Source organism: Roseateles sp. GW835-FHT13E02 (assembly GCF_058794035.1).
Map to the genome: position 1 here is coordinate 13,293 of NZ_JBXAGJ010000009.1, position 26,099 is coordinate 39,391.

Consider the following 26,099-nt stretch of genomic DNA (forward strand, 5'->3'; position numbering starts at 1 on the left):
ATGAACCGTCTGCAATGGTTGGAGAAGCTGGGCCTGCGCCCGGGCGAGCGCGCGGTCGTGCTGCATGCCGACGATGTCGGCCTGTGTCAGGCCACGCTGGAGGCGTACCGACGCATCCACACCCAGGGATGCCTCAGCTCGGCCTCGGTGATGGCGCCTTCGCCCTGGCTGCCGGCACTGGCCGAGCTGTGCCTGCGCGGCGACCATGATCTGGGCGTCCACCTGGTGCTCAACAGCGAATGGTCGAGCTTTCGCTTCGCGCCGGTCAGCGGCCTGGCGGCTGCGTCCAGCCTGGTCGATGCGCAGGGCTACTTCTGGGCTTCGGCGCGCGACACCCATGCCCATGCCCGGCCTGGCGAAGTGCGGCTGGAGCTGGAGGCGCAGATCCAGCGGCTGCGCAGCCTGGGCCTCAACCCCAGCCATCTGGACAGCCATATGTTGACCCTGGTCGCCCCCGGCCTGCTGAGCATCTATGCCGAACTGGGCATGACGCACGGCCTGCCGATCAGCCTGATACGGCTCAGCGCCGACGGCCTGGCCCGGCTGTGCAATATCGGCGCCGAGGCCGCCCAGCGCGCCCATGGTGAGCTGCTGCAAGCCAGCGCCGCGGGCCAGGTGCTGTTCGATGCCTGGGCCGAACTGCCGCTGAACGATGCCGGCGACCGTTTCAGTCACTGCCAACGGCTGTTAGGTGGATTGCCCGAAGGCGTGTCGCTGCTGATCAGCCACCCGGCCGTCGATGCGCCGGAACTGCGCGCATTGGCGCCTGATTGGGCGGCTCGGGTGGCCGACACCCGCTTGCATCTGGACCCGCGCCTGCCCAAGGCACTCGAGGTCGAAGGGCTGAAGCTGCTGCGCATGCGCGAGCTGATGCAGGCATGGCGCGAGCTACAAGCCGGCTCGGCGCCTGGCGAACGCTTCAAAGCCTGGCCGCGGCCAGAGCACTGAGGGTCTGTTTGGCATCGGTCGGCTGCACACGTCCGGTGACGGTGCGCCCGAGCACGCACAGACTCAGCGCATGACCGGCAGGCGCTGGCAGGCTGCAGAGCCGGTGCGCCACGGCCCCGCCCGGCCGTTCATCACGAACGGCATCGCACCCTTCGTCGGCCTTGACACACAGCTGCAAGGGATTGATCTGGAAGCCCAGGCCCAGCGCCTTGCAGTAGGCCTCCTTCTGCGTCCACAGGCGGCAGAACCAGCGTCGGCGCTGCGCCAGGTCCAGCGGCGCCGCCCGGTGCTCCTCGGCATGGCAGACGATGTCCATCAAACCGGCAAGATCGTCGCCCAGCAAGACCTCGCTCTCGCCGTCCAGCCCCACCGGCTCGGGCCCCAGCGCCAGCCAAGCCAGGCCGCCGCTGTGGCTCAGGTTGAAATGGCCCGGCACACCGTGAATCCAGGGCTTGCCAAACGGCCCTCGCTGCAACAGCAGGCGCTGAGGCGCCAGACCCCAAGCCAGGCCCAGCAAGCCGCGCAGGGCAATGCGAGCACGGCGGCTGCGGCGTTGATGCTCAAGCACTTTCAGCCGCTCAAAGCCCTGCCACTCCTCGGCACTCAACCAGCCATTGCCCTGGTCCCAGGCCTCGTCATCGAGGCTGAACTGCCAGACCTGGCAGGTCGCCAGCCCCGGCCAGAGGCTCATGGCTGCGGCCCGAGCAACTGGTTCATCACCTGATCCAGCTGCTCGAACGCCTGCTCGGCACTGTCGCTGCGCCAAGCGATGTGGCGATCGGGCCGGACCAGCCAGGCGGTCGACGGCCCGGCCTGCGCGAGCGTGAGCCAATGGCCCTCCACATCCTGAACCTCCGCGTCGGGCCCGATCGAGATCACCGTCAGGCCCAGGCCGCGATCCTCGAACAGCCGCTGCGCAGCCTGCCGCCACGGCCCCGCCTCGGCGCCGCACAGCAGCACCCAACGGCCATGGCCGACCAGATCCAGCGTCGAACAGCGCTGGCCGCCCCGCTGCAGCCAGGCATGCGGCAGCGGCGCGCCGGCCACTGCATGCGGCTGGTAGTGCAGGATGGGATCGGCATCGCCAGCGGGACGCGGCCCGGCGCCGACAACGGCGCCCCGCTCGTACCACTGACCCATCTCGATGCCCAGCGCATTGAGCTGGTAGTTCTGCTGCGCCAGCGCCTGCTGCAGCCGCGCGCGCCGGGCCTCTCCCTCGGGGCTGGAAGCCTTCAGCCCGGCCAGCGTCGTTGCCGCCGCCTCGCTGGGCAGGCCGGGGTAGAGGCCGATGGCCTCAAACATCGCGTGCATCTCGAAGGAGGACTCCATGGCGCGGTGAACGACGGCGCGCGCCACCGGCAGCCGCTCGGCCTCGTAGCTGTCGAGCAGGCTGTCTGCGGCCTGCCCGCGCAGCACCAGGGCCAGCTTCCAGGCCAGGTTGAAGCTGTCCTGGATGCTGGTGTTGGTGCCCAGACCATTGGTTGGCGGATGGCGGTGCGCGGCGTCGCCGGCCAGGAAGACACGGCCGACGCGCATCCGGCTGGCCACCGCCCGGCGCACCGTCCAGCGGCTGACATCGCGGATCGCAATGGGCACGCTGGCATCGCCGATCACCGCCCGCGCCCGCGCCAGAAGTGCGGCAGGCTGCAGCTCGGCCTCGATCTGATCGGGCGGCACGCCAAAGGCCATCATCCATTGATGCCAGGGCTCGACATTGACCAAGGTCGCACATTGCACGCCTCGCTCGGCATGCAGCGCCGACAGCCAGTACAGCGTGCCGGGGCGGTCTGCCACCCAGGGGCTCAGGTCGGCCTCGATCCAGCAGCTGATCGCCGTGCCCAGCACCAGCTCGTCGTCCATGCTGACGCCCAGCTGCGTCGCCACCCGGCTGTTGGCGCCATCGGCGGCCACCAGATAGCGGGCACGCAGCTCGTAGACCTCGCCGCTGCGCAGATCGCGCAGCTCGGCGCGCACGCCCTCCTCGTCCTGGCTCAGTGACAGGAACTCCTGCTCGAAGTCGACCCTGGCACCAGCCCCCTGTGCGGCATCGAGCAACAGCGGCTCCAGCCGGTGCTGGTGCAGATTGCAGGGCGCGCAGGGGCTGGCGCGCTGGTAGTCGGGCAAGCGCTCAGGGCCGGCGCCCCAGCTGTCCAGCGAGGCCAGCACCTCACCGTCGGCCAGCTGCGTGGCCCACTGGCTGTGGCGCATCAGGGCCTGTGACATGGCCAGCTCACGGGCGCGCGACTCCAGGCCCATATCGCGCAACACCTCCATCGTCCGCGCATTGGTGATGTGGCCGCGCGGCGTGTGCGCCGTGCCGCGGTGGCGGCTGATCGCCCGCACCCGGATGCCCTGGCGGGCCAGCAACTGCGCCATTGAAAGCCCCGTGGGCCCGGCGCCGACGATCAGCACCTCAAGATCATCACGGCGCTTCATGCCGCCTCCCCGGCCAGCGTGCTGCGGTCACGCAGCTGCGGCATCAGGCCATGCCAGTAAGCCCCGGCCACGACCAGCAACACGCCCGCGCCGCTGACGGCAAACACTTGGCTGGGCGAGCACCAGCGCAGCAAGGCGCCAAAGCCCAGCATGGACAGCGGCGCGATCGACAACATCATCAGCATGAACAGGCTCATCGCCCGGCCCAGCATGGCCGGCGCCACCCGCTGCTGGGTCCAGTGGTAGACCATGTTCTGCAGAAAGCCGAACAGCAGACCGGACAAGGCCAGCAGCAGCGCCATCAGCCACAGCTGCTGCAGCTGTGACAGCAGCAGGAACATCAAGGCGATGATGGCGTCGAACAGCAACATGGTGTTGCCGACGGTGCCGGCACGCCAATCCGGCCGCCAGCCGGCGAGCAGCGTGCCGCCGACACAGCCACCGCCGAATGCGCCCAGCAGCAGGCCGTAGGCGCCAGCGCCCCAGCTGCGGCCCAGCTGCTCGGCCAGCACCGGCAGCGCCACCTGCATGGGCCCGGCGGCGCACAGGGCCACCAAGGCGCCGTAGGCGAAGCTGGTCAGCAGCTGGCGATCGGCGCGCACCGCGCGAAAACCCTCCAGCAGAGATTGGCGCACGTTCGGTCGTGCCGGCCGTTCGCCGACATCGGTGGCCTCGGCGGCCTCGGTGCTCTCGGCTGCAGCGGCTGGACGCAAGGCCGGCAGGCCCAGCACGCTCAGCGTCGAGGCCAGAAAGCCCAGGGCATCCAGGCCAAAGGCCCAGGCCAGCCCGAGCTGCGACTGTCCGGCCTGCGGCCCGGCGCCCAACAAGACGATCAAACCGCCGGCCAGCGGCGGCCCGGCGAACAGGGCCAGCTGCGACATGCCGACCATGGCACGGTTGGCCACCCGCTGCCGCTCCGGCCGTATCACCTGCGGCACCAGGGCCGCTGCCGCCGGGCTGCTGAATGCGGTGGCCGTTCCCAATGCAAGCGCCAGCACCAGCACGCCACTCATCTGCAGCGCTTGCGCAAACACCGCCGCAGACAAAAGCCCCAGCAACAGCGCATTGGCCAGTTGCGCAGCCAGCAGCACCGACCGGGCACCCCAGCGGTCGACCGCCACGCCGCCGAGCAGGATCAGCAGCGAGCGCGGCACCAGCATGGCCGCCAGCACCGTGCCCACCGCCAGCGGATCGGCGCTCAGTGACAGCACCAACCAGGGCAGCGCGACCTGTGAGCATTGCGCGCCCAGATGAGACAGCAGCTGGCCACCGAGCAGGCGGCGCAGCAGCGGATCGCGGCGCAGCGCCGGTAGCAAGGCGTCTTCGGAATGTTGTGAGTTCTGATTCATGACTGTGGGTTCAACACATGGACGGGGTTCGGTGCCTCGAGGGCGGTGGCGTCCAGCCACTCATCGAGGATCTGGGTGACGCTGTGCGTGAAGCGCTCGAAGCTGGCCGGCTCGAACTGCGTGCGGCAATAGGCCCAGATAAAGCTGAGCACGCCCTCGTCAATCGAGCAGGCCGAGAAGGGCCGGAAGCGCGCGCGGATCGGCCCGTCGGTGCTGCCGGCCGCCTCCAGCGCCTTGCTCCAGGCTTGTGCATCGCTGGCGGCGCCGAGCTGCTGCATCGAGGGCGGGTGGTACTGGAACTCGAGCTGCGGATCGGGCAGCGCCGCCATCGCGGCGCGAATGGCCGGATCGGCGTGGGCATCGCGCAGCAGGCTGTAGTCGGCCTCATAGCCCTGCAGCGCGGCCTGCGCCTGGCGCGCCCGCTGCAGCCGCTCCTCCACGCTGTCAGCACCGTTGAGATCCAACGCCAGCACCGCGTAATGGCCGCACCAGCCGACCGTGCGGGTCAAATCCAGGTCTTCGGGCAGATGGCTGCGACCGTTGTGCACCTGAATGATCTGCACCGCCGGCGAACCGGTCCAGCGACCATAGGCCTCGGCAATGGCCGCGTGCAGCCAATCGTTCAGCGCCGGTGCGCCGCTGCGCTGGCTGCGCTCCAGCAGGCGCCGCGTTTGCGCCGCCGTCCAGCGGACCAGCGAGAAGCCAGGCAAGCCGGCGCCCGGCAGCAGCGATGCTGGCCGCTCGCCCGCTTCTTCGGGCCAGGGCCGGAAGCGGGCGGCCGTGATGCGGCGCCAGCCCTCGACATCCGGTTCACCCAGTTGGGCCGCGCGGCGCTGCCAGAGCTGAGCCAGGCTGACCATCGAGCCCGTCTTGGCCGGCAGCTGCGGTGCACGGCCGGCCTGCAGCGCCTCGCAGAGCGCGCGCAGATCGTCGAGCACCACCGTGCAGGCGTACTTGTCGACCAGCAGATGGTGGTAGAGCAGCAAGAGCCGGGCCGACTGGTCGGCCAGGCGCAGATGCACGAGCTTGAACAGCGCATGCTCGATGTCCAGGCTGGCCTGCAGCTCGGCGCACAGAGCCTCGACCGCGACGCGCTGTTCGGCCACCGGCAACGCCGACAAATCGACCGAGAAGAAGCTCGGCGGCATTTCCTCCGGCAGCCTGACCCATTGCTGCCAGCGCCCGTCGCGATGGGCCCAGACGCTGCGCAGTTCGTCGTGATGGGTCAGCAGCAGCTCGCTTGCCCGCGCCAGCAGCGCCGGCGCCAGCTCGGCATCCAGGTTCAGCAGATCCACCACGTTCCAGTGATGCAGATCGAGGCGCCGGAAGAACCAGCCGCGGTTGGGCATGTCGGCCACCGGCCCGTGCAGCAGCTCGCGCTGCGCGCCTTGCGGGTCGGGCCAGCGAGGCGGCGCCATGGCCAGGCAGGCCTGGGCGATCTGTTCCAGCCCCAGCTGCAATGCGTCCATGAAGGCCTGCATCTGCCCGCCATCCTGGGCCTCGCCGTTGAAGTCCAGCGTGAACTGCAGCCGGCCCTGGTAGACCCCGCCATTGAGCACCATGGCATGGGTGCGGCGAATTGCTGCGCCCATCAGCGCACCGGGCGACTCGGGTGCCGGTTGCCAGGCCTGCTGACCCGGATCGCCCTCGTCACTTGCCGCCTCGCCAAACTGACCCAGGTAGTTGAACAGCAGCGGCGCCGGCTCGCCGGCGGCCAGCGGCGCGGTGGCCAGCTCACGCAGCAGGCCGTGGCCCAGACCGCGGCGCGGCACAGCGCGCAGCCGCTGCTTGACGCCGCGGATCAGCCCGGCCCAATCCCCGTCGTCGGCCGGCGTGCTGAGCAGCAGCGGGAACACGCTGGTGAACCAGCCAACCGTCTCGCTCAGATCCATCTCCTCGCTCCAGGGCTCGCGGCCATGGCCTTCGAGTTCGATACGGCCATGGCGGATGCCGGCCCAGCGCCGCAGCGCCCAGGCCAGCGCCGCCAGCAGCAGGTCGTTGATCTGTGTCTCCAGTGCCTGATGGCAGGGCCCCAGCAAGGCCTGGGTGCTGGCCTCGTCGAGGCGCAGCCGCAGGCTGCGGGTCTGGGCCACGGTGTCGAGCGCGGGCGCCATCACGATGGGCCAGGGGTCGACGGGCGCCTGGCTGATCCACTGCCAGCCGGCGCGCTCGGTAGCCAGTTCCAGGCTGTCGGCGCGCTGGCGCAGCGCCAGGCCCCAGTGCTGCAGCGCATCGGTCTTGGGCGGCAGGCGCAAAGCCGCCGCGCCGCCGTCCTGCCATTGCGACCAGAGCAGCTGCAGGTCCTTCATCAGGATGCGCCAGGACACGCCGTCGACCAGCAGGTGGTGCGCCACCCACAGCAGCCGCCAGGCGCCGCGCGCGTCACGGCACAGCAGCCAACGCCACAGCGGCCCCTCGGTCAGATCGAGGCTGGCCTGCGCCTGGTCGAGCTGCGCCTGCAGCGCCGCGGCGGCGCCAGGCGCCTCGCGATCGGGCAGCTGCCATTCGCCGACCAGCTGGTCGAGCTGCGCCGCGTCCCAGGGCCGGTGCTCGGCCTGCCACTGGCGGTCATGCTGTTTGAAGACCAGGCGCAGCGCATCATGGCGCTGCACCAGCGCCGCCGCCATCGCACGCAGCGCCTCCAGGCCAAGCGCGGCCGGCGGCACGAGCAGCACCGCCTGGTTGAAGTGATGCAAATCAGCGCCGCCCTCGCGCAGGAACTGGCGCTGGATGGGCAGCAGCTCCAGCGGCCCGCTCACCGCCCCCTGCTCGGCGCTGTCACGCCGCAGCTCGCGCCATTGCGACAGCAAGGCACGCACCGTCTGGTGCTCGAAGACCTGGCGGGCCGAGAAGACCAGGCCGATGTCCTTGGCCCGTGCCAGCATGCGGATGGACTGGATGGAATCGCCGCCGAGCGAAAAGAAATTGTCTTCCGGGCCCACCGGCCGCACGCCCAGCACCTCTTCCCAGACCCGGCACAGCGCCGCCTCCTTGGGATGGGCCGGCGCCACATCGCCGCGTTCACCCAGCGCTTGCGCGCTGAGCACAGGCAGGGCCTGGCGGTCGAGCTTGCCGCCGGGCGTCAGCGGCAGCCGGGCCGCCCAGGCCCAGCAAGCCGGCACCATATAAGCCGGCAGCTGCCGGCTCAGGTGCTCGCGCAAGCCAGCCAGCGGCTGCGGCCAGCCGGCCTGGGGCTCGGCGTCGGCCAGCGCCTGCAGCGTCTGGAGATCGCCGTCCGGCCAGGCCTCATGCTCGATCACCCAGAGCTGCTGCACCGCCTGCGTAACCGGGCTCGGCCAAGCCTGCCAGGGATCGTCGCGCCTTGCGCCCATGTCCAGCGGCTCATGGCGGACCCAGATGCAGGGGTCCTCATAAACGCCCACTTGGCGCTGCGGGTCGAGCTGCACCGGGGCCAAAGTGTCGCCCGGCGTCCAGCTGCCGGCCTCGGCCGGCGGCATGCCGCACCAGCGCGCCCAGTCGGTCAAGGGTGCCTCGACCCGCTGCGAGCGCGCCTCACTGCCCAACAGCTGGCCGCCGGCGTTCAGATGCAGGCGCAACCAGCGGTCAAAGACGCGGCCCTGTTCATCGCGCAGCTGGGCATAGTCGGCAATCGCCATCTGCGGATGGGCGACCTTGTCCAGCGGCCGCAAGGCGACCAGCACATGCGCCAGGCCCAGCTGGCCGGCCAGGCGCTTGAAGCCATCGACGATCAAGCCGGCCAGCTTGCGCGACTTGTGCTGCGGATCGATCACCCCCGCCAGCACGACCAAGGCGTTAGGGGTTTGACCGCGTTCGGCACCAGCCAGGCCCTCGCGCAGCGCACCCTCCCAGCCGGCCGGCAGCGCGCTCGCATCACCGTCCCAGTGCAGGAACACCGCATTGCCGATGCCCAGCAGCGTGTCGCGGCCCTCGCGCAGCAGCATCTGGGCCTGCGGGAAGACCTGGTACATCGCGTCCCAGGCCTCGCCCAGCACGGCGGAGCCGGCGAAGTAGGCCGGCCAGGCCTCGGCATGCAGGGCATCAAAGCAGCGCCGCCACTGCGGATGCAGGGCCAGGCTGGTGATGCGGGCCTCGCCCCCATCGGCCAGCGGCAGGCGCAGCGGCGAGCGGTGGCGCAGCAGGCCCAGCGGCCAGGCTTGCGCTGCCGTGTTCGCCTGCAGCGGCCAGGCGCCGGTCCAGCCCTCGTCCAGCCTGTCCACGCCCGCCAGCGGGCCACCCAGCGCCAGCGCACCACGCGGCGGCACGCCGATCCAGCGCTGCGGCTGCAGATGGGCGGCCAGCTGCGGTCCCTGCTCGCTCGACTGCAGGCGCACCGCCGCCGCCTGCACGCCGGGCAGCTGCGCCAGCTGCGCCTCGATCTCCTCCAGCTCGATGCGAAAGCCGCGCAGCTTCACCTGCTGATCAACCCGGCCCAGATACTCCAGCCCCTGCGGCTCGCGCCAGCGCACCAGATCGCCGGTGGCATAACGGCGGCTGCCCGGCGGGCCGTCGGGGTCGGGCACAAAGCGCTCGGCGGTGGCCGCTGCGGCGCCCAGGTAGCCGCGCGCTTGCGCCACGCCGGCCACGTAGAGTTCACCCGGCTGGCCCTCGGCGACCGGCTCACCCGCCGCATCGACGATGGCGAAGCGCACACCCGGCTGCGGCCGCCCGATCACGGGCCGCTCGCCCTCGACCGGCGCCCACACCACATCGACGCAGGCCTCGGTCGGGCCATAGGCATTGAAGACCCGGGTGCCAGCCAGGCCACCCAGCCGCGCCCACAGATCGCGCGAGATCGCCTCGCCACCGCAGACGATGCGCGCCGGCCAGGGCGCGTCCAGCCCGGCGTCGAGCAGATAGCGCAGCTGCGCCGGCGAGCTGTCGAACACGGCGATCTGGTGGCGAACCAGGAAGGCGCGCAGCAGCTCGGGGCTGAGCCGCACCTCGTCGGGGAAGACGTGCAGGGTCTGGCCGTCCAGCAGCAGGCTCAGCTCGGACAGCGAGGCGTCAAACACCAGCGCGGCGTTGAAGCTGCACGCATGCGGGCCCGGGCCCAGCGGTCGCAGCAGCGTCTCGGCATGGACCTGGGCCAGGCGCATCAGCGCGCCATGTGTGCCGACCACGCCCTTGGGCCGGCCGGTCGAACCGGAGGTGTAGATCACATAGGCCGCCTGCAGCGCATGGCGAGGCGGCTGCACCAAGGGCGCAAGGTCTGCCGGCAGGTTCTCGTCCACGCAGAACAGCGGCAGGCCATGCGCCTGCATCGCCTCGCGATGGCGGACATCGCTGAGCAGCAGCACCGCCTGCGCATCGTCAAGCATGGCCTGACGCCGCGCGGCCGGGTAGGCGGGGTCCAGCGGCACATAGGCAGCGCCGGCCTTCCAGACCGCCAGCAGCGCGCCAATCATGCGCCAGCTGCGGTCCATGCAGATCGCCACTCGCTGCTCAGGCGCGACGCCAGCCGCCTGCAGCTGCTGGGCCCAGCGGGTCGACCAGGCGTCGATCGCGCTGAAGCTGAGCGTCTCGCCGCCGTCAACGACGGCCGCGCGCGCCGGATGCGCGCGGCACTGCGCCTCGAAGGCCTGCAGCGCATGCCAGCAGCCGCCATCGCTCCAGGCCGGCCCCTGGCGGGCGGCCCACAGCGCGACGCGTTGCGGCCCGGGCGCCAGCGACAGCGCCAGCAGCGGCCGGCTGGCGTCAAGGCTGATCGCGGCCAGCAGCTGCTGCCACAGCGCAACCCAGGCCTGCACCGTCGGAGCTTCCAGCACATCGCTGCTGAACTCGAACACGCCCTGCAGTGCGCCGTCCTGCTCCTGCACCGCCACCGTCAGGTCGAACTGCGATTCCAGCCGTTCGAAGGCCAGCGGGCTGACACGCAGCCCCGGCAGCTGGGGGGCCTCGGTGGCCGCGTTCTGCAGCACCAGCATCACCTGGAACAGCGGATTGACCGCCGCCTCGCGCGACAGGCCCAGCGCATCGACCAGGCTCTCGAAGGGCAAATCCTGGTGTTCGTAAGCCTGCAGCAGGCGCTCGCGCACCTGGGCCAGCAGCTCGGTGAAGGGCTGCGCCGGTGTCGATTCCGTGCGCAGCACCAGGGTGTTCGCAAAATAGCCGATCAGGCCTTCCAGCTCGGCATGGCGGCGGTTGGCAATCGGCAGGCCCAGGCAGATGTCATGCTGACGCGACAGCCGTGCCAGCAGCACGTGCAGCGCGGCGGCCAGCACCATGAACAGGCTGGCGCCCTGGCGCTGCGCCAAGGCCTGCAGGCCAGCCAGCGTGGCGGCGTCGACGCTGAAGGGCAGCCGCGCGCCCTGGAAGCTGGGCCGCGCCGGGCGCGGATGATCCAGCGGCAGATCCAGCAGCGCCGGCGCAGCGCGCAGCCGCCCGGTCCAGTAGTCCAGCTGCGCCTGCAGAGCGCCGCTGGCTATCGCGTCCAGCTGGGCATGGGCATGGTCGGCGTACTGCAGCGGCAGCGGCGCCCAGTCCGGCACCTGGCCAGCGGCCAGCGCCGCGTAGGCCTCGCCCATCTCGCGCATCAGCACGCCCAGCGACCAACCGTCCGAGACGATGTGATGCATGCGCAGCAAGAGCACATGCTGCGCGGGCGACAGCTTGATCAGCAGCGCCTGGAACAGCGGATCGCGAGCAATGTCCATGCCTTGCTGCACGGTCGCCTGCACCCGCCAGAGCGCCTGCGCCCGCGCCTCGGCCAGCGGCAGCGCCGCGAGCTCCAGCGTTTGCCACTGCCAGCCCGGCGCCTCATGGAGGCGCAGCACGACGGCGCCGTCCACCGTGTCGAAAGCCGCGCGCAGGCCCTCATGGCGCTGCACCACCGCATCCAGCGCGGCCTGCAGCGTGGCGGCGTCCAGCGCGCCCTCGATCTGCAGCGCGGTGGCGATCTGGTAGGGCGAGCGATCGCCGTCCAGATGCTGCAGGAACCACAGCCGCTGCTGCGCCGGCGAAGCGCGGCGCGGCGCGTCCGCCGGACGCCGCTGCGGCGTGGGCAGCGAGGGCTGCGCCGAGGCTGCAGCCGCCATCGCCTGCAAGGCTGTGGCCAGATCGGCAAAGGCCGATCCCTCGAAGATGCGCCGCAGCGGCAGCTCCAGGCCGGTATCGGCACGCAGAGCCGCGACCAGGCGCGTGGCCAGCAGCGAGTGGCCGCCGGCGGCAAAGAAGTCCTGCCGCTTGTGGGCCGGCGCGCGCCCCAGCACCCGCTGCCAGGCCCCGGCCAGCGCCGCCTCGATCTCGCTCAACGGGCCGTCAGCATCGAGCGCCGCGGCAGATGCGGCCTCAGACGCTGAGGCCGGCGCCGGCAACGCGCTGCGATCCAGCTTGCCATTGGGCGTCAGCACAAAGGCCTGCAAGGCGATCAGATGGCTGGGCAGCATATAGGCCGGCAGCTTTCGTGCCGCCCCCGCCAGCAGCACGGCGGCGCCGGGGTCGGCCTGGCCCGGCTTGCAGCTGTAGTAGGCGCACAGCGCCTGATCGCCGGCAGCATCGGCGCGCACCACGGCCAGCACCTGCTCGACGGCCGGGTGCTCGGCCAGCACGGCCTCGACCTCACCGAGCTCGATGCGGAAGCCGCGCAGCTTGATCTGGTGATCGATGCGACCCAGGCATTCAAGCACGCCGTCGCGGCGGTAGCGGGCGCGGTCGCCGGTGCGGTACATGCGCCCGCCCTCGGCCGACCAGGGATTGGGCACAAAGCGCTCGGCCGTCAGCCCCGGCTGGCCCAGATAGCCGCGGGCCAGGCCGTCGCCGGCCAGATAGAGCTCGCCAACGACGCCGGGCGGCACGAGCTGGCCCTGATCATCGAGCACATAGGCCTGGCTGCCCAGCATCGGACGGCCGATATCGCAGAGCCCGCCCTGCCCGCGCGGCATCAGCGCCCAGGTCGAATAGGTGGTGTCCTCGGTCGGCCCGTAGAGGTTGTAGACCTGCAGCTGCGGCGCGCTGTCGTGCAAGGCCTGCACCAGCGCGCGCGGCAGCATCTCGCCGGCCAGATTGACGACCTGAACCGTGGCCGGCAGCGCGCCCAGGCGCAGCAGCTCGGTCATCGCCGACGGCACGGTATTGACCAGGCTGACCGGGTAGGCCGCGGGATCTTCGGCCAGCGCCAGCACCGAGGGCGCCAGCCAGCAGGCACCGCCCTGCACCCAGGGCGCGAAGATCTCGAAGATCGAGAGGTCAAAGCAGACCGAGGTCGCGGCCAGCACGGCGCGCATCGCCGCCGGCTCGAACACGGTGGCCGTCCAGGCCAGGAAGCTGGCCGCATTGCCGTGGCTGATGCCCACGCCCTTGGGCCGGCCGGTCGAACCCGAGGTGTAGATCAGATAGGCCAGCTGCTCGGCGGCGATGGGCACATGCAAGGGCGTGTCCGGCTCGGCATCGGCCAGCGCGCACAGCGCGGCCAGCGGCAGCTGCTCGGTCTCGCCTGCACCCAGCAGCGCTGCCGTCTCGGCCGTGCTGATGCACAGCAGCGCAGCACTGTCGGCCAACATGTGCTGCAAGCGCCCGACCGGATAGGCCGGATCCAGCGGCACATAGGCGGCGCCGGTTTTCAACACCGCCAGCAGCACCGGGATCAGTTCAGCCGTGCGCGGCAGACAGACGGCGATACGCCGCTCGGTCGCCGCACCGCGTGCCCGCAACACCCGCGCCAGCTGGTTGCTGCGCACCTCCAGCTGCGCATAACTCCATATTTGACCGTCCACAACCAAGGCCGGCGCATCGGCATGGGCCGCCAGCTGCCGCTGCGGCCACTGGTGCATCCAGACCAGCGGCCGCGCGGCGTGGCCGGTGGCGTTCCATTCGTGGGCGGCGCGCTGCAACTCCAGCGCCGTGCACAGCGGCCACTGGCCCAGCGGCAGCGTGCTGGCCTGGGCCGCCAGCTCCAGCCAGCGGCAGAAGGTCTGGGCCAGGCGGGCGATGGTGTCGCGATCAAACAGATCGCTGCGGTACTCGAAGGCGCCGACCAGACCCTGCTCGCCGTCCTGCAAGCCGACGCTGATGTCGAACTTGGCGCCGCGGCCACCGACCGGCCAGCTCTGCCGTGTCAGCCCGGCGGCCGAGCTGAGCGGCCGGCCGCCCTCGGCAACCAGCAGCAGCACCTGGAACAGTGGCTCGTGGCCGGTATTGCGCGGCAGCTGCAGCGCCTCGACGATCTGCTCAAAGGGCAGGTCCTGATGGGCAAAGGCCTGCAGCGCCCGCTCGCGCACCTGCTGCAGATAGTCGACCAGACCCAGCTCGGGCTGCCATTGCAGACGCAGCGGCAGCGTGTTGACAAAGAAGCCCTGCATCTGCTCGGTGCCCGGCAGCTGGCGGTTGGCCACCGGCGTGCCCAGGCAGACATCGCGCTGCGCACTGCTGCGCCCCAGCAGCACGCTGAGCAGCGCGGCGCTGAGCATGAACAGCGTGCAGCCCTGCGCCTGGCACAGCGCGGCCAGCGGTGCGCGCAGCTCGGGCCGCAGCGCGAAGGCGACGCGATCGGCCGCCGCACTCAGCTGGCTGCCGCGCGACCGGTCGCTTGGCAGCTCCAGCAGCGCCGGCAGGCCGGCCAGCGTCTGCAGCCAGAAGCTGCGCTGCGCCTGGGCCTGCTGCTGTGCCGCCGCGCTGCGCTGCCAATGCGCGTAGTCGACGTATTGCAGCGCCAGCTCGGGCAGTACCACGCCCTCACCACAGGCGGCACGGTAGGCGCTGAACAGCTCCTCGAACAGCAGCGCCAGCGCGACGCCATCGGTGATGGCGTGATGCAGCACCAGCACCAGCACCGTCTGCGCCATCTCTTCGTTAGGCTCTTGCTCCTGGGCTCGGGCCGGCCCGCGTATCGCCCGCAGCCGCGCCAGCGGCGCACGGTCCAGCGCGAAAGCTTCGGCCACGCAGGCATCGACCAGCGCCTGCAGCGCCGCCTCGCTGTCCGCCTCGGCCCACTGCAGCACAGCCAGCGGCTCGGGGTGGACGCGCAGCAGCAGCTCGCCGTCGGCCTGCTGCTCGATGTCGGCGCGCAGCAGCTCGTGGCGACGCTGCAGCTGCGTCCAGGCCTGCGCCAGCGCCGCTGCGTCCAGCGGGCCGCTCCAGCACTGTGCCTGCGGCGTGTTGTAGAGCCCGGCGCTGGCCGCCGCCTCGCCTTCGAGCTGGTGCAGGAACCACAGCCGCTCCTGGCCCGGGCTGAGCGCAAAACGCTGCAGCTGCTCGGGCTGCCGGGGCAGCGCCTGCAGCGCCGGGGCGGCCGCGTCGGCCTGCTCACGCAGCGCATCGATGGCGGCGGCCAGCGCGCGCAGCTGCGGCGCCTCGAACACCGCACGCAGCGGCAGTGCCAGGCCGAACTGCTCGCGCACGCCGGCCACCAGCCGGGTGGCCAGCAACGAATGGCCGCCCTGGCGGAAGAAATGCGCCAGCGCCCCCGGCAGCTCGCCGCCCAGCAGCGCTTGCCAGAGCCGTGCCAGGCCCTGCTCGGTGGCCGTCTGCAGCGGCTGCTCGGCCTCGGCCTGTGGCAGCGGCGCCGGCAGCGCACGGCGATCGAGCTTGCCGCTGCGGGTCAGCGGCCATTGCGCCAGCACCATCAGCTCGGCCGGGCAGGCGGCCTCGGGCAGGCGCTCGCGCAAGGCCTGCATCCAGGCCTGCTGGCGAGCCTCATCGACGCTGGCACTGCCATCGGCCAGGCGCAGATAGCCAATCAGCCGGCGCTGTGCACCCTCGCCCTGCAGCGCCGCGGCCGCCGCCTGCACGCCCTCGAGCTGCATCAGCGCCTGCTCAACCTCGGCCAGCTCGATGCGCACACCGCGCAGCTTGATCTGGCCATCGCGCCGGCCCTGCAGCGTCAGGCCCTCGGCGGCAGTCCAGCGGCCCAGATCGCCGCTGCGGTAGAGCAGATCGGCAGCGTCGCGGCGCAGCGGGTTGGGCACCCAGACCTCGCCATGGCCTTCATCGGCGCCCAGATAGCCGAGACTGCGATATGGCGTGCGCAGATAAACCTCGCCCAGCTGGCCCTCGGCGCAGGGCTGCAAGGCCTCGTCCAGCACCAGCAGCTGCGCGCCGGGCAGCGGCCGGCCGACCGGCAGGTGTGTCGGCCATCCATTTTCGACATGAGCCTCGATCGGCAGCCTGTAGACGCATTTGGCCAGCGTCGTCTCGGTCGGACCGTAGAGATTGAACAGCTCAGCCTCGGCGCCCATCAGCGTGCGCCAGCGCTGCACATCGACGCCCAGCAGCGGCTCGCCGGCCAGCACCAGCTGTCGCAAGGCCGGCAGGCGCTCGGGACTCAGCGCGGCCGCCATCAGATGGCGCCACAGCGTCGGCACCGCATGCATCAGCGTCACGCCGGCCGCCTGCAGCCAGTCGCACAGCGCTTCGGGCGACAGCGTGCGCACCGGCGGCGGCAGATGAACGCTGCCGCCGGCCGCCAGCGGCGCCCAGACCTCGCGCAGATAGACGTCGAAGCTGGCCGGTGTCAGCTGGCTGGCCCGCGTGCCGGCATCCAGCGCCAGGCTGCGGCATTCCCAGTCGATGAAATGGGCCAGGCCCTGCGAACGGCCGAGCACGCCCTTGGGCTCGCCGCTGCTGCCCGAGGTGAAGTAGAGATAGACCGGCGCGTCCGGCGCGAGCGCCTGCCAGGGGCCGGCGAAGTCGGCATCGGTTGGCGATAGCGCTGCGTTGGCGAACGCGAAGCCGGTGGCATCGATGCAGCGCGGGCCGCTGTCTCCCCATGAGGCGTTGAACTCGGCGGTCAGCGCTGCGCTATCAGCATCGTGCAGCAGCAGTGTCGGTCGGGCGGCGGCCAGCATCGATTGCAGACGCCGCGGCGCCTGCTTGGGATCAAGCGGCATAAACACCGCCGCCGCCCACATCAGGGCCAGCATGCTGCGCAGCTGCAGCAGGGGATCGTCGCTGAGCACGGCCACCGTCTGGCCCGGCCGCAGACCGCAGGCCTGCAGCTGCCGCCCCAGGGCAAGCGCCTGTGCGGCCAGCTCGGCATGGCTGTAGCAGCGCTCATGCTGTTGAACGGCCAAGGCCTGTGGCGCCTGCTGCAGCGCGCGCTGCCAGAGCGCCAGCACATGGGCCGGCAGCCCCGGCAGACGCAGCGCGTCTTGCGGCTCGCTGGCAATGCCGGGCATCTGCTCGGCCCAGAAGCGGCGCCGCCGCGCGCCCTCGGCGGCCGAGCAGCTGGGCAGGCGCTGGCAGGGCAGATCGGGGTTGAGCGACAGCGCGTCCAGAATCGTCTGCCAGGCCGCGGCCCAGCCGGCAATCGTGGCTGCATCGAACAAGGCGCTGCGGTACTCGATGCCGCAGTACAGGCCTTCGGGCATCTCGGTGACCGAGAGGCGCAGGTCCAGCTTGGCCGAGCCCGATTCACCGGCCAGCGGCTGCAGCTGCGCACCGCTCAAGGCCCAGCGCACCGGCGGCGTGTTCTGCAGCACCAGCATCACCTGGTAGAGCGGGCTGTAGGCGCTGCTACGCTCGGGATTCAGCGCATCGACCAGACGCTCGAAAGGCAGCGCCTGATGGTCGAAATCCGCCAGCGTTTGGGCGCGCACCTGGCGCAACAGTTCGCGGAAGCTGCCCGGCTCGGACAGATCGGTACGCAGCACCAGGCTGTTCAGGAAGCAGCCGATCAAGCCCTCCAGCGCCGCCTCGGTGCGGCCGGCCACCGGCGTGCCGACGCAGACATCGGTCTGCCCCGACAGCCGCCCGAGCAGCAGCGCCAGCGCCGCCTGCAGCACCATGAACAACGTCGCCCCTTCCTGATGGGCCAGCGTGCGCAAGCGCTCGGCCAGCCCCGGCGGAATGATGAAGCCGTGGTGCGCGCCGGCTTGGCCCTGCACCGCCGGCCGCGGCCGGTCGGTCTGCAAGGCCAGCAGAGCCGGCGCGCCGGCCAAGCGCTGCTGCCAGTAGCCCAGCGCCTCCTGCAGCTGGCGCTGCTGCGCCGGTTGCTGCTGCCACAGGGCGTGGTCGGCCACCTGCAAGGCCAGCGGCGTCCAGTCCGGGCTGCCGCCCTGCAGCGCGGCGGCATAGGCCTCGGCCAGCTCGCGGGTCAGCACCGCCATCGACCAGCCGTCGGCAATGATGTGGTGAACGGTGATGCACAGCAGCTGCGGCCCAGTCTCGCCTTCGGCACGCTGTGCATAGCGCACGCGCAGCAGCGGCCCCTGGGACAGATCAAAGGGCTCGCGCGCCTCCTTATCGGCGCGGCGCTGGCAGGCCTCGCGGCCGCTGCCTGCGAACGTCTCGACACGCAGAATGCCCGGCATCGCTTCGAGCACCCGCTGCGTGGCCTGCGGCTGCGCTTCGCTGGGCGCGATGAAGACGGTGCGCAGGCTCTCGTGACGCTGAACCAGCGCGTCAATCGCCGCGCTCAGCGCCGCCACATCGAGTTCACCTTCGACGAGAAAGGCGGCCGGGATGTTGTAGCTGGGGCTACCGGGATCGAGCTGGTCCATGAACCAGAGCCGCTGCTGCGCGGCCGACAGCGGCAGCTGCGCCGGCCGTGGCAGTGCCTGCAGCCGTGTCGCCGCCTGGTCCTGCGTCAGCAGAGCGATCAAGGCGTCGCGATGCTGGCGCACCCAAGCGAGCTCGGCGGCGTCGAGCACCGCCTGCGCGCCCTGGCTACGCAGCTTGCCCTCGACGACGCTGAAGCGTGCGCCGCGAGCCGCGAAATCAGCCAGTCTGGCCGTCAGTGTGTGTTCGATGTCCATTGCCCCGTCCTCCAGCGTCCAAGGCCCCTGCGGGCCCGGCGCCTATGCCGCTTGCGCGGCTCAATACTCGATGTCGTCCAGCTCGGCAGCCGCTTGCTGCAAGGCCTCGCAGCGCGCCGCCAGATCGGCCAGCAGTGGCGTCTCGAACAGATCACGCAGCGACAGCGTCAAGCCCAGCTGCTCGCGCAGCTGCACCGTCAAACGCGTGGCCAGCAGCGAATGTCCGCCGAGCAGGAAGAAGTGGTCGTTGAGCCCGACCCGCTCGCAGCCCAAGAGCTGCTGCCACAGCTGCGCCAGCTGCTGCTGCAGCTCGGTTTGCGGCGCCTCGTAGGCCGCAGCGTCCTCGCGCGGCCGCTCGGCCAGCAGCCGCTCGAGCGCGGCCTTGTCGACCTTGCCATTGGCCGTCTGCGGCAGTGCCTCCAGCAGCAGCAGCCGGCCCGGCAGCAGATGCTCCGGCAGCCGCTGGGCCAGCGCCTGGCGCAGCTGCACGGCCGTCTGCCCCGGAGCCACCAGCACGCCGACCAGCTCCGGCTGCTGCATCTGCTGCTGTGCACTGCGCTGCACCAGCACCGCCGCCGCCTGCACGCCCGGCAGCGCCGCCAGCGCGCCCTGCACCTCGCCGAGCTCGACGCGGATGCCGCGCAGCTTGAGCTGATCGTCGCTGCGGCCGAGGAATTCCAGCGTGCCATCACGCCGCCAGCGCGCCAGATCGCCGGAGCGGTAGAGCCGCGCCCCGGCCTGGCCGCTCAGCGCGTCGGGCACAAAGCGTTCGGCCGTCATGCCGGCTCGGCCGAGGTAACCCCAGGCCAGGCCTTCGCCACCGAGCCAGAGCTCGCCGGTCACGCCGGCTGGCACCGGTTCGCCCTGCTCGTCCAGCACATAGGCGCGCGCATTGGCGATCGGTTGGCCGATGGGCACCACGCCTTGTTCCAGCTGTTCGGCTTGCAGCGTTTGGGCCGTGGCGCAGACGGTCAGCTCGGTCGGGCCGTAGGCATTGAGCAGGCGCCGGCCCGGCAGCCAGCGGGCCGCCAGCGCCGCCGGGCAGGCTTCGCCGGCGGTGATCAACAGGCGCAGCTCGGGCAGCGTCTCGGCGTCCAGCAGATTCAGCGCCACCGGCGGCAGCGTGGCCACCTCGATGGCCCAGTCCTGCAGCGTGGCTTGCAGCGCCGCCCCCGGCATCAGCGCCTCGCGCGAGGGGATGCACAGGAGCGCCCCGGCGGCCAGCGTGGTGGCCAGCTCGGACACCGAGGCGTCGAAGTTCAGCGAGGCGAATTGCAGCACCCGCTGGCCCGGCTGGATGTCGAACAGCCGGCCCTGCGCGTGAGTCAGGTGGCTGAGGCCGCGATGGCCCAGCAGCACGCCCTTGGGCTGGCCGGTCGAGCCGGAGGTGTAGATGACATAGGCCAGGTCGGCGCCTTGCACCGCGGGCAGCGGCTGCGGTTCGGTCGCGGCAGCTTCCGTCTGCAGCGCGGCCAGCGAGCGCCAGCCCGGCACCAGGGTCAGGTCTTGCGGCGGCGCCTCGTGTTCGCTGAGCACCAGCAGGGGCCGGGCGTCGCCGAGCATGTAGGCCAGCCGCGCGGCCGGGTAGGCCGGGTCCAGCGGCAGGAAGGCGCCACCGGCGGCCAGCACGGCCAGTTGCGCGACCGCCGTGGCCACGCCGCGGTTCAGATGCAGGCCAACGACGACGCCGCGCCCCACGCCCCAGCGGCGCAGCACCGTGGCCTGGCGGCGCAGCGCTTCGGCCAGTTCGGCGTAGCTGAGCTGCTGGGTCTCATCCAGCAGTGCCGGCCGGCTGGCGTGGCGCGTGGCCAGGTCCAGCAGCTGCTCGTGCAGCGGGCGTTGATCGAAGGCTTGTGCAAAAGGCTCGACAGGCGGCTGGCGCAGCAGCGCCTCGCGCTCGCCCGGCAGCAGCCACCAGCCACCGCCCACCCGCGCCTGCGGCTCGCGCACCAGCTGTTCCAGCACGTGGATGAAGCGGGCGGCCTGGCGCTGCACCGTCTCGGCATCGAAGAGATCGCGGCGGTACTCGATGCTGACGCCGAGTCCCTGCTGCAGCGGCGTCAGGCTCAGCGAGACATCGAACTGCGAGCCGCCCGGATGCAACGCTTCGGCACGGCTGCTCAGCTCGGCCAGGTCCAGCGCCTGGGTGTTGCCGGCCTGCAGCGTCAGCAGGGTCTGGAACAGCGGCGTGCGGCTGCTGTCGCGCGGCAGCTGCAGCTGCTCCACCACCTGCTCAAACGGCAGGTCCTGGTGCGCAAACGCATCCAGCGCGACCTGACGCACCGCCGACAAGGCCTGGCTCAGCGTCTGCTCGGCGGGGAAACGAGCCCGCAGCACCAGCGTGTTGACAAAGAAGCCAACCAGCGGCTCCCAGCCCTCCTGCTGGCGGCCGGCCACCGGCGTGCCGACGCACACCTCATCCTGCCCGCTGAGCCGCGCCAGCATCAGCATATGGGCGCACATCAGCGTCATGAACAGCGTGGCCTGATGCGCCTGCGCCAGCCCTTGCAGGCCCTGGCACAGCGAGGCGCTCAGCTCGAACTGCAGCACGCCGCCGGTGCTGGACGGCAGCGGCGGCCGGGCCCGGTCGGCCGGCCAGCTGCTCAGCAGCGGCGCATCGGCCAGGCGCTCGCGCCAATGGGCCAGCTGGCGCTCCAGCCGCGGGCCGCGCAGCAGCTCGCGCTGCGCCCGCGCGTAGTCGCGGTACTGCATGGGCAGCGCCGGCCACGCGGGGCTTTGTCCAGCAAGGGCGGCGCGATAGGCCTGCTGCAGCTCGCGCAACAGAATGCCGGTGGACCAGCCGTCGGACGCGATGTGGTGCTGGCAGAGCACGAACAGCGCGCGGCCATCGGCCCAGCGCCACAGCCGCGCCTTGATCATCTGCCCCTGCTGCAGCGCAAAAGGCTCAGCAATCCACTGGCGGGCCAGCGCCAGCGCTGCCTCGGCCTCGCCCTCGAAGGCCTCGGTGTGCAGCAGACGTGCCGGCGGCGGCAGCGCACGCTGCACCAAGCCGATCTCGCTCCAATGCAGGCCGCTGCGCAGCACCTCGTGGCGAGCCAACAGCTGCTGCAAGGCCTGCTCCAGCGCCTGCTCATCCACACCACCATCCAGCCACCAGGCCGAGGGCATGTGGTACAGCGGCGCGCCCTGCGCCATCTGCTCCAGCATCCACATGCGCTGCTGGGCAAAAGAGGCCGGATGCTCATCGCTCGGCTCGATTGGCGACGCTTCGGTCGCCGCTTCTGCAGGTGCCTCGGCGCCGGCGGCCTGCAGCGCCTCCAGCGCCGCGCACATCGACGCAAAGCCGGGATGCTCGAAGACAAAGTTCTGCGGCAGCTCCAGCTGCAGCTGGCGGCGCAGCTGAGCCAGCAGCTGCGTGGCCAGCAGCGAATGTCCGCCAAGCGCAAAGAAGTCGGCGTCCGATGCGGGTGCCGCCACACCGAGCAGCTGCTGCCACAGCGCCGACACGCGGCGTTGCAGCGTCGAAGCGCCCTCATCGGCTGCAAGATCCGGCAGCTCGGCGTCGGGCAGCTTGCCTTGCAGCAGTTCGCGATTGAAGACGGCCGTCTGCTGCTGGACCTGGGCCAGCGGCTGCGGCGACACCATCCACAGCGGCTCGCTTGAGCCCAGCAGCAGCGGCAGCAGCCGGGCGGCCTGGGCCGGCTGGATCTCGTTGTGGCCGCCGGCCTGGGCCAGCGAGCCGCTGATCCTGGCGGCCATGCCGACCTCGCTCCAGGCGCACCAGTCCACCGCCACCAGCCGCGCCACACCACGCCAGGCTTGCGCCAGTGCGGCCTGGAAGGCATTGGCCGCGGCGTAATGCGCCTGGCCCAGCCCCGGCGCCCAGGGGCTCAGCGAGCTGCACATCAGCATGACCTGCAGTGCCGGACCGTCGAAGGCCTGCAGCAGATTCAGGCTGCCCTGCACCTTGGGGGCGAACACGGCATCGAGTGCCGCTTCGTCGAGCTGGTCGAGCAGCGCACCGCCGGCCACCCCGGCGGTATGCAGGATCGCGTTCACCGGCCCGCCGAAGGCGTCGGGGCGGGCGCAGTCCTGCGCCAGCGCCTGCAGTGCCGCCGCATCGGCCACATCCAGCGCCAGATAGCGCAGCTGCGCGCCCAGCCCTTGCAGCTCGCGCAAGGCCTCGCGGCGCTGCGCGACGACAGCGGCCGGCCCCTGCTCCAGCGGACTGCGGCCCAGCAGCGTCAGGCGCAGATCGGCCACGCTGCCAGCCAGGGCGCGCGCAAACGTCAGGCCCATGCCGCCCAGGCCACCGCTGATCAGCACATGGCTGCCGCTCGGCAGCGAGAACCCGGAGGGCAGTTGCTCGACGCTGCCACTGAACTCAGCGGCCACCCAGCGGCTCTGGCCCCGCCAGGCCTGCCACCAGGGTTCCAGCGCGGCAGCCGCCGTGGACGCCAGACCCAGCCGCTCGGCCTGCGCTTCGCTCGGCGCTTCGGCGCCCAGATCAATCAGCTGCAGCGCCAGCTGCGGCCATTCGGCCGCCGCCGTGCCGACCAGGCCGCGCCAGACGGCACGCGCCGGCAGCAGCGCCTCGCCATCGAGCACGGCCGCACTGCCGCGGCAGAGCAGTTGCACCGGCAGCGGTTCGGCCAGATCCAGCGCCTGCACATCGGCGGCCAGGCCGCGCAGCAACTGCTGCAGCGAGAGGAATTCCTGCCGCGGTGTCAGTGGCTCGGCCAGGCCCCAGGCGCAGACCACGGCGCCCGGCGCGCTGCGCCATTGCTCGCGCCATTCCTCCAGCCAATGCGACCAGGCCGAGGACTGCGGGCCCGGCGCCTGCACCGAACGCCAGCCGGCGGCACGCGGCAGCCAGGACTGGCCCTGGGCCTGCTCACGGGCCAGGTACCAGCGCCGTGGCTGGGCCTGTGACTGGGCCTGCGGCTGAACACGCGGACCGGCCGGCAGGCGCTGCCAGCTGGGCAGGCCGCACCAGTCGCGCAGCTCGGCGCGGCGGCCACCGGCCGGCGCCGTGCGCGAGGCCGGCACCCAATGCGGCTCATGTTCGAAGGGATAGCTGGGCAGCACTGCCTTGCACTGTGCGCGTGGCTGCAGCGCAGCGGGCAGGGCCAGGCCAAAGGTCCAGGCCTGCGCCCAGGCATCGAGCCACTGGCGCCAGCCTTCCGCCGTGCCCTGGCTGCCCGAGGCATCGGCCTTGGGCTGCAGCGGCAGGGCCAGGCGGCTGGCATCGTCGGGCCAGCAGGCGCCGGCCATGCGGCTGAGCGCGCGGCCGGGGCCCAGTTCCAGCAGCAAGGCCGCGCCCGGCGCCACCGTCTGCAGCCCGGCATGGAAGCGCACCGGCGCCAGCAGCTGCTGCTGCCAGTAGGCGACCGACTGTGCATCTTCGGCGCGTATCCAGTCGCCGCTGACATTGGAAATAAAGGGCCGCTGCGGCGCCTGCAGCTGCCAGCGCGACAGCAGCTCGCCAAACGGCGCCAGCGCGCCCTGCATCAGGCCGCTGTGATAGGCGTGCGAGGTGGCCAGCCACTGGCAGGCCACGCCCTCGGCCTGCAGCCGCGCGGCCAGTGCCGCGAGCGCCGCCGCCTCGCCAGACAGGCTGCATTGCGCCGGTCCGTTGACGGCGGCCAGCCACAGCCCCGGGCCCAACAGCGCCTCGGCCGCCGCTTCGCCGAGACCGACGGCCAGCATGCGCCCGGTGGGCTGCGCCGCCATCAGACGCCCGCGCCACATGACCGCCTCCAGCGCCTGATCGCGCGTGAACACGCCGGCCTGCGCGGCGGCCACCCATTCGCCGAGGCTGTGGCCAATCATCGCGTCCGGCTCCAGGCCGAGCAGGCGCAGCACCGTGGCCAGCGACCATTCGATCGCGAACAGCGCCGGCTGGGTCAGCTCGGTCTGCGCGAGCAGCTGTTCGGCGCGCGCCTTGTCGCCGCCCTCGGCCCAGATCAAGTCCAGCAGATCATGGCCCCAGCCGAGCCGCTGCAGCACCGCATTGCAGGCCTGCAACTCGGCGGCAAAGCCCGGCAGTTGCGCGGCCAGTGCACGGCCCATGCCCAGCTGCTGGGCGCCCTGGCCGGGGAACATGAAGACCAGCGCCGGCCGCTGTGCTGGCGCCTCGCGCACCGGCAGCGGCTGAGCCAGACGCTGGCGGGCATCGGCAGCATCGCTGCAGGCCAGCGCCGCGCGCCAGCGCAGCTGCTGGCGGCCATGCCACAGCGTCGCCGCAACCGCGCCGGCATCGAGCTCGGGATGAGCGTTCCAATGCGCGAGCAGCGCCGCTTGCTGGGCCTGCAGCGCGCTGCGGCTGCGAGCGCTGAGGACCAGCAGCTGAGCCCCGGCCGTTGCTTCAGCGTCGTGCGCCGCAGCCGGCGCCTGCTCCAGCACCACATGGGCATTGGTGCCGCCCACGCCAAAGCTGCTGACCGCCGCCCGCCGCGGCCGGCCGCGCGCCGGCCAGGGCTCGGCGGCGGCGCTGACGCGAAAAGCACTGGCAGCAAAGTCGATATTGGGATTGGGCTGCTGGTAGTGCAGCGTCGGCGGCAGCGCGGCGTGCTGCAAGGCCAGCACCGTCTTGATCAGGCCAGCGACACCGGAGCAGGCGTCCATATGGCCGAAGTTCGATTTCAGCGAGCCGAGCACCACCGCGCCGGCCGGCACGCCGGCCGCGCCATAGACCTGCTGCAGCGCCGTGACCTCAATCGGATCACCCAGCGCCGTCGCCGTGCCATGCGCCTCGATGAAGTCGATGTCCTGCGGCTCCAGACCGGCCACCGCCAGGGCCTCGGCAATCACCGCCGCCTGCCCGGCCACCGAGGGCGCGGTGAAGCTGCTCTTGTCGCGGCCATCGTTGTTGATGGCCGAGCCGCGGATGACGGCGTGGACGAGATCACCATCGGCCAGCGCCCGGTCCAGCCGCTTCAACACCACGGCGGCCACACCGCAGCCCGGCACCGTGCCCTGGGCGCCGGCATCGAAGGGCCGGCAATGGCCATCAGGCGCGGCGATGCCGCCCTCGGTATAGACATAGCCCTGCGTGCCCAGGCGGGTCAGCGAGGCGGCGCCGGCCAGCGCCAGCTCGCACTCGCCGTTGAGCACGCTTTGCGCCGCCAGGTGCACGGCGACCAGCGAGGTCGAACAGGCCGATTGCACATTGACGGCCGGCCCGGTCAGGCCCAGCTTGTAGGCGCTGCGACCGGCGATGTAGTCCTTGTCATTGCCCATCACCAGCTGCAGCGCGCCGGGCAGCTGGGCCTCGGGCTGGCTCAGCAGATGATCGACCAGGTACTGGTTGCGCGAACTGCCGGCAAAGATGCCGATACGGCCCGGCTCGCGCTGCGGGTCGACCCCGGCATGCTCCAGCGCCGCCCAGGCCACTTCGAGGAAGAGCCGCTGCTGTGGATCGGTGCAGGCCGCCTCGCGCGGGTTCATCGCAAAGAAGGCGGCATCAAAGCCGGCCACGTCCTCGATCACCGCGCCGGCCGGCACATAGTCGGGCTGCGAGAACTCCTCCTCGGGCACGCCGGCCTGGCGCAGCTCCTCGACGCTGAAGCGGCGAATGCCCTCGCGGCCCTCGATCAGCAGCTGCCAGAAGGCGTCCAGCGTCTCGGCCTGCGGGAAGCGACCGGCCATGCCGATGATGGCCAGGCTCAGCGCGGGATCGCTGTCGTCGTTGCTAGCGTCGTTGCTCTCGGCGTGCGGGAGGGAATGCATGGGA

General features: G+C 71.5%; 6 protein-coding genes. 1 reads left to right on the forward strand and 5 read right to left on the reverse strand.

Annotation, left to right across the window (positions count from 1 at the left end; translation table 11 throughout):
• Positions 1 to 948, forward strand: coding sequence for a polysaccharide deacetylase family protein (locus tag AC1Q6P_RS10485; protein WP_492665155.1), 948 nt, complete (start codon positions 1 to 3; stop codon positions 946 to 948).
• On the opposite strand, the gene AC1Q6P_RS10490 is transcribed toward AC1Q6P_RS10485, so the two are convergent.
• The 5 genes from AC1Q6P_RS10490 to AC1Q6P_RS10510 are packed head-to-tail and all read right to left on the reverse strand — an operon-like array spanning position 920 to position 26,095.
• Entirely contained in the window at positions 920 to 1,639 is a 720-nt protein-coding gene (locus AC1Q6P_RS10490; protein ID WP_492665156.1) for a 4'-phosphopantetheinyl transferase family protein, read from the reverse strand. The genes AC1Q6P_RS10485 and AC1Q6P_RS10490 overlap by 29 nt on opposite strands.
• On the reverse strand, positions 1,636 to 3,384 hold the full coding sequence (locus tag AC1Q6P_RS10495) for an FAD-dependent monooxygenase (RefSeq protein ID WP_492665157.1): 1,749 nt from the start codon (positions 3,382 to 3,384) through the stop codon (positions 1,636 to 1,638). The genes AC1Q6P_RS10490 and AC1Q6P_RS10495 overlap by 4 nt, the downstream gene beginning before the upstream one ends.
• Positions 3,381 to 4,733, reverse strand: coding sequence for an MFS transporter (locus tag AC1Q6P_RS10500; protein WP_492665158.1), 1,353 nt, complete (start codon positions 4,731 to 4,733; stop codon positions 3,381 to 3,383). The genes AC1Q6P_RS10495 and AC1Q6P_RS10500 overlap by 4 nt, the downstream gene beginning before the upstream one ends.
• Positions 4,730 to 18,403, reverse strand: a complete 13,674-nt coding sequence (locus AC1Q6P_RS10505) for an amino acid adenylation domain-containing protein (RefSeq protein WP_492665159.1) — start codon at positions 18,401 to 18,403, stop codon at positions 4,730 to 4,732. The genes AC1Q6P_RS10500 and AC1Q6P_RS10505 overlap by 4 nt, the downstream gene beginning before the upstream one ends.
• A gap of 60 nt (positions 18,404 to 18,463) precedes the next feature.
• Positions 18,464 to 26,095 carry a hybrid non-ribosomal peptide synthetase/type I polyketide synthase gene (locus AC1Q6P_RS10510; RefSeq protein WP_492665160.1) on the reverse strand — a complete coding sequence of 2,544 codons (7,632 nt, stop codon included), beginning with the start codon at positions 26,093 to 26,095 and terminating at the stop codon, positions 18,464 to 18,466.
• Between the last annotated feature and the right edge of the window lie 4 nt (positions 26,096 to 26,099).

Excerpts from the sequence above, each read along its gene's own strand:
- AC1Q6P_RS10485 (WP_492665155.1), top strand. The coding sequence starts at position 1 with ATGAACCGTCTGCAATGGTTGGAGAAGCTGGGCCTGCGCCCGGGCGAG.
- AC1Q6P_RS10490 (WP_492665156.1), bottom strand. The coding sequence starts at position 1,639 with ATGAGCCTCTGGCCGGGGCTGGCGACCTGCCAGGTCTGGCAGTTCAGC.
- AC1Q6P_RS10495 (WP_492665157.1), bottom strand. The coding sequence starts at position 3,384 with ATGAAGCGCCGTGATGATCTTGAGGTGCTGATCGTCGGCGCCGGGCCC.
- AC1Q6P_RS10500 (WP_492665158.1), bottom strand. The coding sequence starts at position 4,733 with ATGAATCAGAACTCACAACATTCCGAAGACGCCTTGCTACCGGCGCTG.
- AC1Q6P_RS10505 (WP_492665159.1), bottom strand. The coding sequence starts at position 18,403 with ATGGACATCGAACACACACTGACGGCCAGACTGGCTGATTTCGCGGCT.
- AC1Q6P_RS10510 (WP_492665160.1), bottom strand. The coding sequence starts at position 26,095 with ATGCATTCCCTCCCGCACGCCGAGAGCAACGACGCTAGCAACGACGAC.